The sequence below is a fragment of the Blautia sp. HCP28S3_G10 genome (assembly GCF_052065235.1).
GTDB lineage: Bacteria > Bacillota > Clostridia > Lachnospirales > Lachnospiraceae > Blautia_A.
Map to the genome: position 1 here is coordinate 72416 of NZ_JBQHUL010000006.1, position 15017 is coordinate 87432.

Sequence of the window (15017 nt, forward strand, 5' to 3'; positions counted from 1 at the left end):
TTTTATTTGCAACTGCTTTCCTGCTACAAGAAAGCAGTCGGCTTGCATTATTAAATTGTATTAATTTTTCTTTACGCTCAGAGAACGTTTTATATTTCCGATGATATTCGGAAGAGCTACTGCTGCGATCAGAAGAACACCGATGATCAGCAGGATTACCTGTGCATTGACATTTCTCTGGCCAAGCCCTACACGAAGGCAAACGATAATGAATGCGGAAATAAATCCACCTGCGATATTACCTTTACCACCTGTAGAGGAGATACCACCAAATACTGCCATTGCGATAGCATCCATTTCAAATCCGTTACCTGTTGTTGTGTTTGCACCGTATGAAGAAGAAACAAGGAACAATGCACACAGTCCGGAAACTGTACCCATGACAGTGTAGATGATGAAACGTATCTTCTGTACATGAACTCCAGAATAATATGCTGTAAGACGGTTAGTACCGATTGCATATACACGGCGTCCAAATGTGCTTTTACCTAAGATTACTGCAAAGATCACGGAAAGGATCACTACAAGGAACAGGATATAAGGAACATTTCCAACTTTGCCGCCAATTGCACGGAAGCCGTCTGTGTTGCTTGCTGAAATACTTCCACCACTTCCAAGAACGATTTCGGAGATACCACGGAAGATGATCTGTGTTGCCAGTGTAACGATCATTGGTGGCAGTTCCTGGAATTTTGTAAGAATAAATCCATTGATTGCACCACAGATTGTACCAACACCAAGTGCTGTGATAACTACTACGATAAACGGAGCATTTGTATTGCAGACAATACAGCTCATTGTTGCAGAGAGACACACGATAGCACCTACGGAGATATCAATCTCACCAAGTACCAGAATGTATGCCATTGGCAACATCATAAATACTTCTGCCAGATAAACCGGCATCTGACGGAGCAGACTGCTCAGGTTGTAATACTCAGAAAACATTGCACAGAAAATATTGACTGCAATAAACAGCAGGACAAGGATTCCCTCCCAGGAAAAGATCATCTTCTTCACTGGGCTTTCCGGCACATTATTAATACTTCTTCCAGATTTTCCAGCCATGATTACATCTCCCTTCCTTTCAGTGCATTCTTGTCAGCGATACGCTGCAGGATTACGTTCATTACTACTACCACAAGGATAATAACGCCCTTGATAGTGTTCAGCCATAACTGGTTGAAGAACGGGATCAGTGGAAGTGCTTTTGCGATTGTTGCAAGGATCAGAGAACCAAGTAAAGCACCTACTACAGTACCACGTCCACCACTCATGCTTACACCACCGATAACGCAGGCTGCGATAACGTCCATCTCACCGCCGTACTGCATATCAGGCATTGCAGATGCATATACGGAAACCTGAAGAGCTCCGCCAAGACCTGCAAGAAATCCCATGATAGTATAAACAAGAAGTTTGATATTTTTTACATTGATACCGGATACTTCTGCTGCACTCGGATTACTTCCGACTGCATAGATCATACGGCCTGTTCTGGTCCATTTCATAAACCAGAAGAAAAATACATAACATACAATGATTACCCAGATTACTGCATTCAGTCCGAGGAATTTTGTTGTTGCAAAATTCTTGAACTCACCAAGTGCTGCTGCACTTGCCCATTCACCACCGTGGGATACCTGATAGCCAAGTGCACGGTAGATATACATGAAGCCCATGGTTGCAATGATCGGAGGTACGTCAGCTCTGGAAATAATGAGACCAACAACAACTCCACAGACAACACCGATTGCAAGTGCGATCACAAATGCAAGTGCTGTGCTGGAAATATGTTCATATTTCAACAGCATACCAATGCTCATACCCGAAAGTGCAAGTGTTGACATAATAGAAATATCGATTCCGCCAACAAGCATTACACAGAGCATACCAAGTGACATTACCATTGTTACTGCGTTGTTTTTAAGCATATCCATCAGTGACTTAGGCGTCAGGAAAGATGGATTGATTGCTGTAATGATTACAAAAAGAATAATCAGGACAATTGCGAGCAGTGCTTCACGGGAGCCTGTAATCTTTTTCATAACTGATTTCTTTTCCATTATTTGGCACCCCCTGTATGACCTTTTTCCATAGCAAGTTCAAGGATTCTTTCCTGTGTTGCTTCGCTACGGCTCAGTTCGCCTGTCTTGCGTCCATTGCACATTACAACGATTCTGTCTGCCATACCAAGAATTTCAGGCATTTCAGAAGAGATCAGAATGATCGCATAACCTTTCTTTGCAAGGTCACCCATGATTGCATAAATCTCAGCCTTGGCACCTACATCAACACCCTTTGTAGGTTCGTCCATGATAACAACTTTCATTTCCTGGCTTAATGCCTTGGCAACAACGACTTTCTGCTGGTTACCACCGGAAAGAGAACTTGCAGGCTGGAAAATATCAACTGCTTTTGTATCAACTTCTTCCAGAAGTTTCTTTGCAAGATCACGTTCTGTCTTTTCGTCGTTAATTCCGCCCTTTGCATATTTGCTGATGGTAGGAAGTGTTACGTTTCTTCCAAGTCCCCAGCTCATAATCAGACCTTCTTTCTGACGGTCTTCAGGAAGAAGAATGATACCTTTTTCCATTGCTTCAGACGGCTGTTTAATATGTATTTCTTTACCTTCCAGGTAAACTTTACCGGAATCCGGTTTTGTGATACCGCATACAGCTTCTACTGTCTCTGTACGTCCTGCACCTACAAGGCCTGTAAGTCCGAGGATCTCACCTGCACGTACTTCAAAAGATACCTCTTTGAAGAAACCTGTTCTGGAAAGATTTTCGATTCTCAGCATCTCATCGCCAAGTTTAACTTCCGGTTTCGGGAACAGATCCTTGATCTCACGACCAACCATGGCCTTGATAAGATCAGCATTTGTGATTCCGTCTACATCATATGTTCCGATGTACTGTGAATCACGGAATACTGTAACGCGGGAAGCCAGGCGATACATATCTTCAAATCTGTGAGAAATAAAAATAATGGAAACTCCGTCAGCCTTCAGCTTATCAACCAGTGTATAGAGTTTTTCAGATTCAGATCTTGTCAGTGCTGCTGTAGGCTCATCAAGAATGATAATTCTTGCATTAGTTGACATTGCTTTTGCAATTTCTACCATCTGCTGCTGAGCAACACTTAAAGTACCCATTTCTGCTGTTGCATCAAAATCTGCATCCAGCTGTTTCAGAAGTTTATTTGCTTCTGTGTTCATGGCTTTCCACTGGATCATTTTGTGTTTGATGATCTCGTGTCCCATGAAAATATTTTCTGCAACGGTCAGATGCGGATAAGATGTCGGATGCTGGTAAACAGCTGCAATACCTGCTGCCTGTGCATCTTTCGGTCCTTTGAAATCCACCTTCTGTCCATTTAAGAACATTTCGCCTTCTTCTGCCTTATGTACACCGGTGATAACTTTGATGAAGGTTGATTTACCTGCACCGTTCTCACCCATAAGTGCGTGAACCTCACCAGGTTTTAACTGGAACTGTACATTGTTCAGTGCCTTTACACCCGGAAATATCTTTGTTATGCCTTTTAACTCAAGAACATATTCAGACACGGCTCTTTCCTCCCTTTTCCTAAATCTTGAATATATTTTAACATTGATGTATTTTTTTTAATACAGGAATATATTTTGAAATGGGGTAAAATATTTTGCACTTATATGCACAAAAAATTCGGAGGGAACATCTCTGCTCTCTCCATTTTTGACATATACATTGATATTTGTTTGTCATTTGTTATTGATTTCGCAGCATTTTATGGTATATATATTTCATGGTAATTCCCGATAGCAAAGCACTTTTTTATATGTTATACTTATTACGACCAAAAAATTTATGTATCACAATACTATGGAGAAATATATGAAATTACTAATCGTAGACGATGAAGAGCTTACACGAACAGGTGTGATCAGTTCCATCAACTGGGATTCTCTCGGGATCACAGAAGTTTTTCAAGCAGATGACGGTGTGAATGGTCTTGAAATGGCACGCCTCCATAAGCCTGAGATTATCCTCTGTGATGTCCGTATGCCCAGAATGGACGGCATCACCATGCTGGAACGTATGGAAAAATTTCTTCCGGACATGGTTCCTATCTTTATGAGTGGATATTCTGACAAAGAATACCTCAAGGCAGCTATCAAACTCAAGGCTGTTAATTATATCGAAAAGCCTCTGAAACCATCTGAAATAGAAGCTGCAATCCAGGAAGCATGTGATACTTACATTCAGAAACAGCATTCTCATAGAGGCGAGACTATGCATTCTCTGGAGACCGCCTCAAACCTGGCATTACAGCTGACACTTCCCTATGCCGGTAATTCAGAAGCTATTGAGCATCTTGCCACTGAACTTCAGCTTTCTCTCGGTAATGCCACTTATTTTACATCTTATGTTGTAAAAACAGATACTTCTTTGGAATCTACCACTACATCACTTGTATCTTTTTGTCAGGATTTTCAGAATTTTATGTCAGAATACCGGATCAACTGTATTTACATTGAAAAAAAATCCCGTTATCTGGTATATTTTCTTATCAGCCAGAGCCGTCCTCAATCCCAGGCACTCTCAGCAGCCGGTCAATACCTGAAAGACTATTTTTCCGGATACGGCAAATTCTGTATGGCACAGGGCGATGTTCTGTGCGGAATTTCAAGGGCTTACCAGTCTTATTCTTCTGCAGTTATTCTGTTGCAGAGCAGTTTCTTTTTTACACCGGGAATACTGCTGACTTCTGAACTGCTGCAGACTTCACCTGACAGCACTTCTGATATTTTTTCCGGTTCTGTGGAAAAAACTTTTTCTGATGCACTCTCCCATGGAGACCAGGAAAATTCTTCCCAGATACTTGAACAGCTTTTTAATGCTTTTTATCAGAACCACAACTACCTGCAAAATCCGGTAAAAGATCTTTATTACAGACTCTTTCTTTGCATTGAGGAAGCATACCGCCAGCAGAAGATTACCGGAGACGGCACAAAAGACAGTATCGCAGAGATGATCGAAGGCTGTTTTTCTTTTCAGGATCTTCATCAGATTCTTTCAGAAAAAACCGCTGATTTTTTCCATAAGGCAGCCTCTGCCTCAGAAGAAAATCCGACAATTTTTATGATCAAAGAATATATCGGTAAAAATTACATGAACGAAACCCTTTCTGTAAAAGATATCAGTTCTCATGTATTTCTTTCCACCTCCTATGTCTGTACCTTCTTTAAAAATGAAACCGGTCAGACACTGAATCAGTATCTTACAGAATTTCGTATGGAAAAAGCAAAACTGCTTCTCAGAGATGCGAGATACAAAATTTCCGATATTTCCTCAAGAGTCGGTTACAGTGACGGGAATTATTTCGGCAAAAGTTTCAAAAAATACAGTGGGCTTTCACCCTCAGAATACAGGGAGAAAAATATGCAATGAATTTTATCTTCAAAAAAATCCGCCAGAATTTCGGAGATATGAAGCTGGAATCCAAATTCACCCTGATTCTGGTTGTAACGGTGACCATACCGGTCCTTCTTATGGGAATCTTTTTTTACGGTAAGCTTTATGAAATGGTCGTTTCCTACACGATCCGTCAGGAACAGGATTTATCAGCAAAAACTGCTCCCCTGATCGAAGAATCACTCCAGGAAATTATTGACGCACATGATACGATCACAGACCTTCCCTTCTTCCAGACATTGTTCCACAAACCGGTAAATTCTCCTTTTACCATGTTTCAGAATTCTGAGGAAGCTAAAGATTTTCATGACCAGGTAACAGGGCTAATAAATGATGGAGATATTTCCGGACTTCAGATTTTTATTGATCTTCCTCAGACCTCCATGCAGCTTTTTCAGGATAAACTGACCATGGATTATTTCTCGCCTATGAGCAAAGCATATGGAACTTACTGGTATGGTATTTTTCAGGGTACAAACTGTTCTTCTCTTTACTGTCCTCCTTTCTACCTTGGGCAGCAGGAGCAGAAAACATATGGAAATATGGCATATATTACTTCGACCACTTTTTATTATCAAAAGAATGCCTACCAGGCATATATTGCCACTTATTTTTCCAATGACGAATTTACGGATATTCTTCAGAAAAACCTGACACTGTCCGGAAGTGTTTCCTACATCATCAATGACAGAAATGCCACTGTTGCATCTTCTGATGAATCACTCTCCGGAATCTACTGGCTGGATTACAGCACAATTGAGGATTCTTTTATGTCCTCCAACAATTTCATTGAACGTGAGATTCTGAATAACAAAATTTACGCCGGTTTTTATAATATCAAACAGCCTGGCTGGTTCATGGTAACTGTACTTCCGTCCGGCCCTCTGATCCGTCAGAGTAATATCATTATGATTCAGTATTTCCTGTTATTCGGAGTATTCCTTGTGGTAGCTCTCCTGTTTTCTCACTTTATGACTCATTCGGTAACAAACCGCATTTCCTCTGTTATCCATCAGATGAGCAAAGTACGTCAGGGAACATTGATGCCCATGGACAGCCCTGTCTACCATGATGAAGTCGGTGATCTCATTGACACCTATAATTACATGACACGCAAAATGGACAAGCTTATGGAAGAGCAGGTAAAATCTGCCGAAGAACTCAGAATTGCAGAATTTAATTCTCTTCAGGCTCAGATCAATCCTCATTTTCTTTATAACACTATGGATATGATTAACTGGCTTGCCCTGCAGGGCCGTAATTCCGAAGTCTCAGATGCTGTCCAGAAACTTTCACGATTTTACAAACTAACACTTAGCCGCAAAAAGAGTGTCAGCACTATTGGGAAAGAAGAAGAACATGTTTCTATTTATGTGGATCTCCAGAACATGAGATATCATGACAGTATCTCTTTTGTATCTGACATTCCGGATGAACTGACAGAATACCAGATTCCGAAACTGACTCTGCAGCCCGTTGTTGAAAACGCTGTACTTCACGGTATTCTCGAAAAAAGCAGTAAATCCGGTACCATCGTTCTCACCGGCTGGATGGAAGACAGTGATATTGTTCTTCTGGTTTCTGATGACGGTGTGGGGATTTCCCCGGATAAACTTGCAACGATCGTCTCCGGTGAGGGCCAGAGTTCTTCCGGAGGCACCAATATTGCAGTCTACAATACACACCGGAGGCTGCAGATTCTGTATGGGGATCAGTACGGACTCCACTATTCAAGTGTTCCAGGGCAGGGCACAGAAGTTGAAATCCGTATCCCGGCACACAGACAGTCACTGGTTATTGATAAAAACAGTTCAAAAAAAGCATTCTGAGCTTATGCCAGAATGCTTTTTTTACTTTTTGAATATGTGTATTGTCTCAGATGGCTTATCTGAAATTATCTTGTAACGATATCAACCGGTATGTTAAAGATCTTTGCAACTTTGAGTATTGTATCAATGTGACGTCCTGTTGCTGCTGCCATATGATGTGTCGGGCCTGCTTCGCTCCAGCGGTTTACAAATTCTCTTGCTCCACATGTGAAACGTGTTCTCATGTTTGTATCACCAAAGGAAAGGATTGGTCCTTCTTCGTTAACGCCTTCAGCTACAACGAATTTGAAGTGTCCGTCAGCGTCCTGTGTAATTGCAAGATATGTAACAGGGCCTGTATATGGATAGAACTGTGTCAGGTATCCGCCTCCTGTTTTGCCGTGGAATACAGGCACGATCTTCATGGTAGGTTTCTTGTCGGAAATATCAGCATCTCCACTTCCTGAATGTCCGATGATGCAGATATCATCATTGAAGTCGATGGAGTACATTTCGGAAAGCTGGCCTGTTCCGGAGATTGTCTTCAGAATACTCATAGCCATGGCAACTTTCATATCACCTTCAACAGCACATGCTGTACCCTGTTTGATCAGCATGGAGAATGCCGGAATCAGCATACTGTCAAGTACACCTGCTTTACCCTGTGCAAATCCGTCATAGTGGGAAGCAACCATGCTGAGATGTTCGTCTTTTACCCATTTTTCAAATGCTACAACGTATTTTGCCATATCCCATACTTTTTCGATTGTGCCGCCGCCTTCGATATCAAAAGTATCAAGAATATCCTGTGCTTTTGCACGGATTGCATCTTCATCTGTCACATCATCAGCGATTGCCCACATTTTTTCCCAGTCAAACTGTTTTGTATACAGGAACATTCTGTTATAGAGGTTTGTCTCATCAATGTACAGATCCATCATACCCGGATAAGGTCTTCCGATCTGTGCAATGTTAGTATCACGAAATCTTCTTCTTACCTGCGCAGCTTTGCACCAGTCTTCGATCTCTGCCTGAACAGCCGGATCTCCGCCTTCTACAACACCTGTAATAACAGCATGTCTCTTACCTGCTCTTTCAAGGTCAGCAACTGCTTCACCTACAGCACCACATGCATAACCTTCGCCAAGCCATGCAGCAATATCTGTATGATCATAATCCAGTGCTTTCAGTTTCTGTACGTTTACAAGAACTACCGGAACATCAAGATCACGGATTGCAGGAAGCATATTGTAAGATGTAGCATAAGTCAGCATCTGAAGGAAAACAAGATCAACGTCTGCTGCGCGGAATTTATCTCCGGCTTCCATAGACTGTTCCTTTGTTGTTACCATTCCTCCGTCGATGATTTCTACTGTATCAGGAATAGTTTTTTTGAATGCATCATACTGAGCCTCAAACTCAGGTACCAGTGACGGGAACTGAGGCAGATATGCACCTAAAGCAATAGAAAATACACCAACTTTTGCCTTTGTGTTTACTAACATAATAAAACCTCCATTTAAATTTTATTTATAAATTTTAATTCCAAAGGACTCGTGAATTGTTGTACGGGCCTCTTCAATGGATTTAAATTCATTTGCCTTCAGCATCTGTGCGGTAATATTACCGATTGCAGTTGCTTCTCCAGGACCTGCATGAACTTCTTTGCCAGTTGCTTTTGCTGTCAGTTCATTCAGATATCCTGCATTGGAACCACCGCCCACTACATGGATACGGCTGTAAGTTCTTCCTGTGCTCTCTTCCAGTTCTTTTGCTGTTTTTGCATAACATTCAGCAAGACTGGTATAAATAACAGTTGCGATCTCACCCATTGTTTCCGGAACTTTCTGTCCTGTTCTGCGGCAGTAGTCTTTTACTTCTTCTGTCATATTCTCAGGAGAAAGGAAACATTCGTCATTTGCATCTACTCTTGACGGGAAATCCTTTGCTTCCTCTGCCATGGAGCAGATCTCTGCAAAGCTGTATTTATCGTTTACTTCATGACGTACGGACTGGATCATCCAGAGTCCCATGATGTTCTTGAGGTAACGGAAACGTCCTGCATAACCGCCTTCGTTTGTGAAGTTCAGTTCACAGCTCTTCGGTGAGCAATCAGGAGTTTTTCTTTCGATTCCCATCAGTGACCATGTACCGGAACTGATATAGATAAAGTCATCATCATTTGCCGGAACTGCAAGAACTGCTGATCCTGTATCGTGTGTTGCAGGTGCAACAACTTCAACATCAAATCCTACTTCCTTCTGAATTTCTTCTGTCAGATGTCCTACGCTTGTACCAGGCATGATCAGTTTCTGGAAAATTCTTCTCGGGTATCCCAGTCTGTCGATAATCTCATAATCCCAGTCTTTTGTCTCTGCATTTACCAGCTGACCTGTTGTAGCTTCTGTATATTCGCAGGTCTTCTGTCCTGTCAGAAGATAGTGGAAGTAATCCGGTACATGAAGCAGTGTTTCTGCCTGTTCCAGATATTCCGGATGTTTTGTTTTGACTGCCATCAACTGATATACTGTGTTAAAGATAGCTTTCTGAATACCGGTTCTTGCGTACAGTTCATCAAGCGGAATGTATTTGTAAACTTCTTCGTCCATTCCTTCTGTACGATGATCACGGTATCCTACTGTATTTCCAAGTACTTTGTCATCTTTGTCAAGAAGTACAAAGTCAACACCCCATGTATCAACGCCCATGCTTACAGGAATCTTTCCGATTTCTTTGCATTTCTTAAGCCCTGTTACGATTTCTTTGAAAATACGGTCGAATTCCCAACAGAGTTCGCCGTCTTTCTTTACCATTCCATTCTCGAAACGATGGATTTCTTCCAGTTCCATCTTTCCGTTTTCCATATGTCCCAGAATCAGACGACCGCTGGAAGCTCCCATATCTACTGCTGCATAATATGTTGCCATTGTAAAACCCTCCTAAAATGTAAATTATTCACAGGAGTTTTCATTGTGAAAAATGCTGTGATTTAACGTATTTCTTCACATTTGATAATAACATATTACAACAGGGTTCTTCAAGTGTGAAGAACCCTGTTTGCGTAAAAAAGTGTCTTTATTTGCAATTTATTTTATAATTCTTTATATAATGGAAGTAATACCTGATACACGTCATCAAAAACTTTTTTCCGTTCCCTATAACAGTCCTGAACCGTTTCATCCGGGCTCACACTGTCTGTGATCTTCAGGAACCTGTGAATCGCATCAAAGTCATCATAAACTCCGCAGCCAACACCTGCAATAACTGCTGCTGCTATGGAAGTGGCCTCTTCTACATGATCCGGTCTGTGCATATTCACATTCAGAACATCAGAGAGAATTTTTGCCACAATATCCCCTTTGGCTCCACCACCTGTCAGAATCATATCATCAATATCCATATACTGCCTGTAGGACTGAAGGATCAGCTCCAGATTCATTGCAACACCTTCCAGGACAGCTCTTATATAATCTTCACGTTTATGGTACATGCGGATACCCATAAAACTTCCAGATGCATCCGGATTCCATCTTGGAGCTCTCTCTCCCGTCAGATAAGGAAGAAATACAAGTCCTTTTGCCCCTGCCGGAGAACTGCTTACCAGTTTATTGATCAGATCCCAGCTGCTGATTCCCTGCTCTTTGGCTTTTCTTATTTCTTCTCCGCAGAAAGTATTGCGAGCATAAGCATAAGAGCTTCCCGCAGACTGCATTGTTCCACATGGCATATATTTGCCCGGAATAACATGGGCAAAGCAGAAAAATACCTGATCCTTATCCAGAAATTTCTTTTCAGTTGTTCCTCCTATCCATGCGGAAGTCCCGAAAGTCAGGAACATCTGGTTCTTTTCAACACAGCCCGCTCCAAGTGCGGAACACGGGCCATCGCCTCCTCCGCATACAACTTTTGTTGATGTTGTAAGTCCCAGTGCTTCTGCTGCTTCTTCCGTCAGATTTCCTATTACATCTGTAGATTTGTGAAGTTCCGGCAGTTTATCTTTCTCGATGCGGGCTGCCTCAAGGATCTCATCTGACCAGCAAAGTCCTTCCAGATCCAGTGCATTCGTTCCGGACGCGTCAGAATAATCTGTCACAAACCGGCCTGTCATACGGTAAATGATATAATCTTTTACCTGAAGCATTTTAAAGGTCTTTTTATATATTTCCGGTTCGTTATCACGAACCCACATAAGTTTTTCAATACTGTAAGACGGACTTAAGCGATGTCCGAGAAGAGAATATGCATCAATATCCCCGAGATTTTTTTTCAGCTCATCTGCCTGTTTCTGGGCACGGTTATCTGCCCAGATCATCGCCGGCCTTAATACATTTCCATTTTTATCAACTGTCAGACAGCACTGCATCTGCCCTGAAAAAGAAACTGCAAGTATATCTTCTGCATGGATCCCCTCGATAACTTTTCTGGTTGCATCACACACTGCCTGCCACCAGTCAGCCGGATTCTGTTCAGCTACGCCGCCTGCCTGATAATTTACATCATAAGAAGCAACTGTACTCTTTACCAATTCACCCTCTACTGTAAAAAGAGAAGCCTTGTCCCCTGATGTTCCGATATCATGCGCAAGTAAATATTTCCCCATAAGAACGCCCTCTTATTTTATAATTCGTAGATTTTTTTATCCCCGTATGTTTTGATCCAGTCTTTTTTGAAGTTTTCTACTGCAAAATCAATAATTGCGTTTTCAACCATAGTTGTCAGAAGGTCAACAGAAACTGTCACAGCCTGTGCACCTACCGTAAATGCATCCATAACCTGCTCTGTGTTTTTGAAGCTTGCTGCCAGGATCTTCGTTGGTTTATTGTGGATACGGAATAACTGAACCATATCACCGATAACTTTGCGGCTGTCTACATTCAGGTTGTTCATGCGGTTGAAATACGGAGCAACATAATCAGCTCCGACACTTGCAGCCATCATTGCCTGCTGTGTTGTATATACAGCTGTTGCTGTCACATGAGAACCCGTTGCTTTCAGATGTTTCATTGCACAGATTCCCTGCTCTGTGGTAGGTACTTTGATATAGGTCTCTTTGCCAAGCTTTGCCTGAATACATTCTGCTTCTTTTACCATTTCTTCCCATGTTTCTCCTGTTACCTGCACATGAAGCTGTCTGTCGCCGATAATCTTCTTAATTTCGGTAAGAAGTGGCCAGAACTCTGCGTGTTCTCTGGAAATAATGGTCGGATTTGAGGTTACTCCTGTAATCTCATAAAGGTCTACATATTTTTTGATCTGTTCGATGTTGGCTGTGTCAAGTAAAATTTCCATTGTTGTAACTCCTCCGTTGTCTTTTAGATGTATTTTATTTTTTCCTGCACTTCTTCCAGTGATCCTGCAAGTCCTGCAGATACAAGTGAATGAAGTGCTGCACCATAGGCTGCTTCTTCCTGGCATTTCGGAATGTTCAGCGTCATTCCAAATAACTTCTCTGCAAGTTCCTGCATCAGTGGATTTCTTCTGATTCCATTACCGGAACCAACCAGACGAAGCGCCTTACTTCCCGTCATTCTACACATTTCACGGTACATTTCATGAAGTTCTTCCAGAATTCCCGCGATCATTCCCACTGTCATTGCACCAGGGGTAAAGTTCTGTACCCCGATATTTGTGATGCTTCCTCTTTCTTCCGGATTGGTTCTTGTTCCGGAGAAAGTCGTTCGTATCTTCCATGCTGCATCAGCACTGTTTTTCTCAAGAAATGCACGTGCCTCTTTTTCCATAACTCCATATAAAGCAGCACTGTCTGTCTGTCCTGCTGCCGAGAGAACCTGCTGATAAAACTGCTCCAGCATTGCATATGCTCTTCCGCCGCACAGACCTGAACCTGCCAGAATATATGAATCATCTGTACACGGCCGAAGTTCAATCGAACCTTCTGTCTGATAGTAACCTCCTGTTCCGAAAGATACCTGACTTCCTGTTCCGATATTCACAAGTACTGTATCACAGAGGCTCTGTACAGAACCGATAAAGCTTGCCTGATTGTCTCCAAGAGATGCCATGACAGGCACTCCGTCAAGTCCGTCTACAACTGCGTTCCCAATAATGCCATGACCTTTAGTAACTTCCGGGATGCAGTCTGTTCTTACGCCAAGAGTCTCAAGTTTTTCTCTCAGGAACTGATTGTTCTCTGTGTCGAAGCAACCCCAGCTTGCCGCCATATCTCTTGCAAGAACAGGTGTCTTTCTGTCACAGAGACGCATTGCAACATAATCGCTGATCGTCGTCATTTTTGCTGCTTCTTTCGGAATCTCATTATTATGTGAGAGATAAAAATGCGTAGTCATTCCATAGCCGGTTGCTGCTGTTCCAACTTTTTTTCTTAAAACCTGTGCATAAGTGGAAGTCTCGTTATATTTCTCATTTCCGCTTCCATCCTGCCATGTATAAAGAGGTGTAACAGCCTTGCCATCTTTATCTACATAGAGGACACCATGCATCTGACCTGTAAGTCCCATGCTGTCCGGTTTTCCGAACTCTTCACTCAGTTCTCTGGCTGCCTTTTCAGTGAGACTGTAAAGTTTTTCTGCATCCTGCACACGGTTCACCGGAAGTTTTCCCTCCATGAAAGCCTGATGTGAAATTGTTCTGCTTCCAAAAAGCTCTCCGGATTCACTGTCCAGAAGGATCACACTGACTGTTGTTGTTCCAATATCAATTCCCATTGCACGCATAATGTTTTCTCCTGTTTTCCTTTTTCTATTCAGATTCAAGAATGCCTTTTACCTGATATACTTTTGCTTTCCATGCACTGCCCTTTTCGTTCTGACGTTTCAGACAGCTGAAAATTCTGGTGGACATTCCCTGAAAATCCTGATCCACTGTAAATGTCTGTGTTGCAAAAACGCCCGGTGCCTCATCAATCATTGCCACCGGATGAACCATATTTTTCAGCGCCGCCACCTGTTCAAAAGGTGATGCCAGTTCTCCGACTGCATACAGAACACCATCACAGCCTTCCAGCTGTTTCAGATATTCCTCCACAGTCTGCTGGTTCAGTCTGTCCAGATGGTTATGATATTCTCTCGGGACTCTTACAATAGTTCCTTCCGGACAGAGTTTCTGAAATTCCTGTTCACGGATCTGCACACTGCTTCCTGATGCAAAGTCCTCCCAACTAACCAACCCCGGTCTTTTGCAGCCTGCATTCTGAAGGCATTCCATCAGCCGTCTGACAGCACCTCTGTTATCCAGACATACGGCATCTGCGTAACTGTTTTTCCTGATTGAGTCAAAAAGAACAATGTTCATTCCCAGTCCTCGCAGTTTGCGGAGTGCCTCGTAGCTGATCTCCATGTCTTCCAGCCAGAGTACTACATTCCGGAGATCTTTTTCATAAATACGGAACAGACATTCTTCCAGTGACTGTCTTGATGATTTCTGCTTAAAAAGCACCAGCGAATCCATCTCCTCGGCAGTTGTCTGAAATGCATCTATGAATCGTGAAAAGAACGCATTCTGGGCAGGAGCCACAAGAGTAATGATGTCCATGTTTCCGGTTCTGGCTCCATATTCCAGAGCCACTCTTGTTCCACTTCCCTGAATGCGTTCTATAATGTGTTCTTCTTCAAGAAGCTTCAGAGCCTTACGAACCGTAACACGGCTGACACCAAGATCTTCTGCAAGTTTTCTTTCCGGCGGGATATTCTCACCGTCTCTGTATATATCTTTGTAGATCATTCGGCATATCCGGGTTCTTACGTCCCGGTAAAGGCTCTGCTCTTCCATA

Annotated in this window: 11 protein-coding genes; 2 read left to right on the top strand and 9 right to left on the bottom strand. The window is 42.4% G+C overall.

The genetic code is table 11. The features are described from left to right. Positions 1–60: 60 nt before the first annotated feature. The 3 genes from ACTNB8_RS04575 to ACTNB8_RS04585 are packed head-to-tail and all read right to left on the bottom strand — an operon-like array spanning position 61 to position 3571. Positions 61–1068, bottom strand: a complete 1008-nt coding sequence (locus ACTNB8_RS04575) for an ABC transporter permease (protein ID WP_441052681.1) — start codon at positions 1066–1068, stop codon at positions 61–63. Positions 1069–1070: 2 nt separating this feature from the next. Next, complete coding sequence (locus ACTNB8_RS04580) at positions 1071–2066, bottom strand: ABC transporter permease (RefSeq protein ID WP_441052682.1); 996 nt, start codon at positions 2064–2066, stop codon at positions 1071–1073. Next, positions 2066–3571, bottom strand: coding sequence for a sugar ABC transporter ATP-binding protein (locus ACTNB8_RS04585; protein ID WP_441052684.1), 1506 nt, complete (start codon positions 3569–3571; stop codon positions 2066–2068). Before ACTNB8_RS04585 ends, ACTNB8_RS04580 begins: the two co-directional genes overlap by 1 nt. A gap of 307 nt (positions 3572–3878) precedes the next feature. On the opposite strand from ACTNB8_RS04585, the gene ACTNB8_RS04590 reads away from it, so the two are divergent. Then, the gene (locus ACTNB8_RS04590; RefSeq protein ID WP_441052686.1) at positions 3879–5435 is read left to right on the top strand and encodes a response regulator transcription factor; all 1557 of its coding nucleotides are present in this window, start codon (positions 3879–3881) and stop codon (positions 5433–5435) included. Beyond that, positions 5432–7288, top strand: coding sequence for a sensor histidine kinase (locus ACTNB8_RS04595; RefSeq protein ID WP_441052688.1), 1857 nt, complete (start codon positions 5432–5434; stop codon positions 7286–7288). The genes ACTNB8_RS04590 and ACTNB8_RS04595 overlap by 4 nt, the downstream gene beginning before the upstream one ends. Positions 7289–7353: 65 nt before the next feature. On the opposite strand, the gene ACTNB8_RS04600 is transcribed toward ACTNB8_RS04595, so the two are convergent. The 6 genes from ACTNB8_RS04600 to ACTNB8_RS04625 all read right to left on the bottom strand — a co-directional run bounded on the left by ACTNB8_RS04600 (position 7354) and on the right by ACTNB8_RS04625 (position 15016). After that, a complete protein-coding gene (locus ACTNB8_RS04600) occupies positions 7354–8772 on the bottom strand; it encodes an arabinose isomerase (RefSeq protein WP_441052689.1) in 1419 nt (472 codons plus the stop codon). A gap of 21 nt (positions 8773–8793) precedes the next feature. Continuing rightward, positions 8794–10194, bottom strand: a complete 1401-nt coding sequence (gene rhaB, locus ACTNB8_RS04605; protein ID WP_441052691.1) for a rhamnulokinase — start codon at positions 10192–10194, stop codon at positions 8794–8796. Positions 10195–10358: 164 nt separating this feature from the next. Further along, positions 10359–11867, bottom strand: coding sequence for a xylulokinase (xylB, locus tag ACTNB8_RS04610; protein WP_441052693.1), 1509 nt, complete (start codon positions 11865–11867; stop codon positions 10359–10361). Positions 11868–11884: 17 nt separating this feature from the next. After that, positions 11885–12556: a fructose-6-phosphate aldolase gene (locus ACTNB8_RS04615; RefSeq protein ID WP_441052694.1), complete on the bottom strand. Its 672-nt coding sequence runs from the start codon at positions 12554–12556 to the stop codon at positions 11885–11887. Between the two features lie 23 nt (positions 12557–12579). Beyond that, positions 12580–13962 (bottom strand): sedoheptulokinase, encoded by a 1383-nt coding sequence (locus tag ACTNB8_RS04620; RefSeq protein WP_441052696.1) that lies wholly within the window; start codon positions 13960–13962, stop codon positions 12580–12582. A gap of 25 nt (positions 13963–13987) precedes the next feature. Then, positions 13988–15016 (bottom strand): GntR family transcriptional regulator, encoded by a 1029-nt coding sequence (locus tag ACTNB8_RS04625; protein ID WP_441052697.1) that lies wholly within the window; start codon positions 15014–15016, stop codon positions 13988–13990. Position 15017: the final 1 nt, after the last annotated feature.

Bases quoted from the DNA above. Each gene is read 5' to 3' on its own strand.
- xylB (WP_441052693.1), bottom strand. From the start codon at position 11,867: ATGGGGAAATATTTACTTGCGCATGATATCGGAACATCAGGGGACAAG.
- rhaB (WP_441052691.1), bottom strand. From the start codon at position 10,194: ATGGCAACATATTATGCAGCAGTAGATATGGGAGCTTCCAGCGGTCGT.
- ACTNB8_RS04625 (WP_441052697.1), bottom strand. From the start codon at position 15,016: ATGGAAGAGCAGAGCCTTTACCGGGACGTAAGAACCCGGATATGCCGA.
- ACTNB8_RS04580 (WP_441052682.1), bottom strand. From the start codon at position 2,066: ATGGAAAAGAAATCAGTTATGAAAAAGATTACAGGCTCCCGTGAAGCA.
- ACTNB8_RS04575 (WP_441052681.1), bottom strand. From the start codon at position 1,068: ATGGCTGGAAAATCTGGAAGAAGTATTAATAATGTGCCGGAAAGCCCA.
- ACTNB8_RS04590 (WP_441052686.1), top strand. From the start codon at position 3,879: ATGAAATTACTAATCGTAGACGATGAAGAGCTTACACGAACAGGTGTG.
- ACTNB8_RS04600 (WP_441052689.1), bottom strand. From the start codon at position 8,772: ATGTTAGTAAACACAAAGGCAAAAGTTGGTGTATTTTCTATTGCTTTA.
- ACTNB8_RS04620 (WP_441052696.1), bottom strand. From the start codon at position 13,962: ATGCGTGCAATGGGAATTGATATTGGAACAACAACAGTCAGTGTGATC.
- ACTNB8_RS04595 (WP_441052688.1), top strand. From the start codon at position 5,432: ATGAATTTTATCTTCAAAAAAATCCGCCAGAATTTCGGAGATATGAAG.
- ACTNB8_RS04615 (WP_441052694.1), bottom strand. From the start codon at position 12,556: ATGGAAATTTTACTTGACACAGCCAACATCGAACAGATCAAAAAATAT.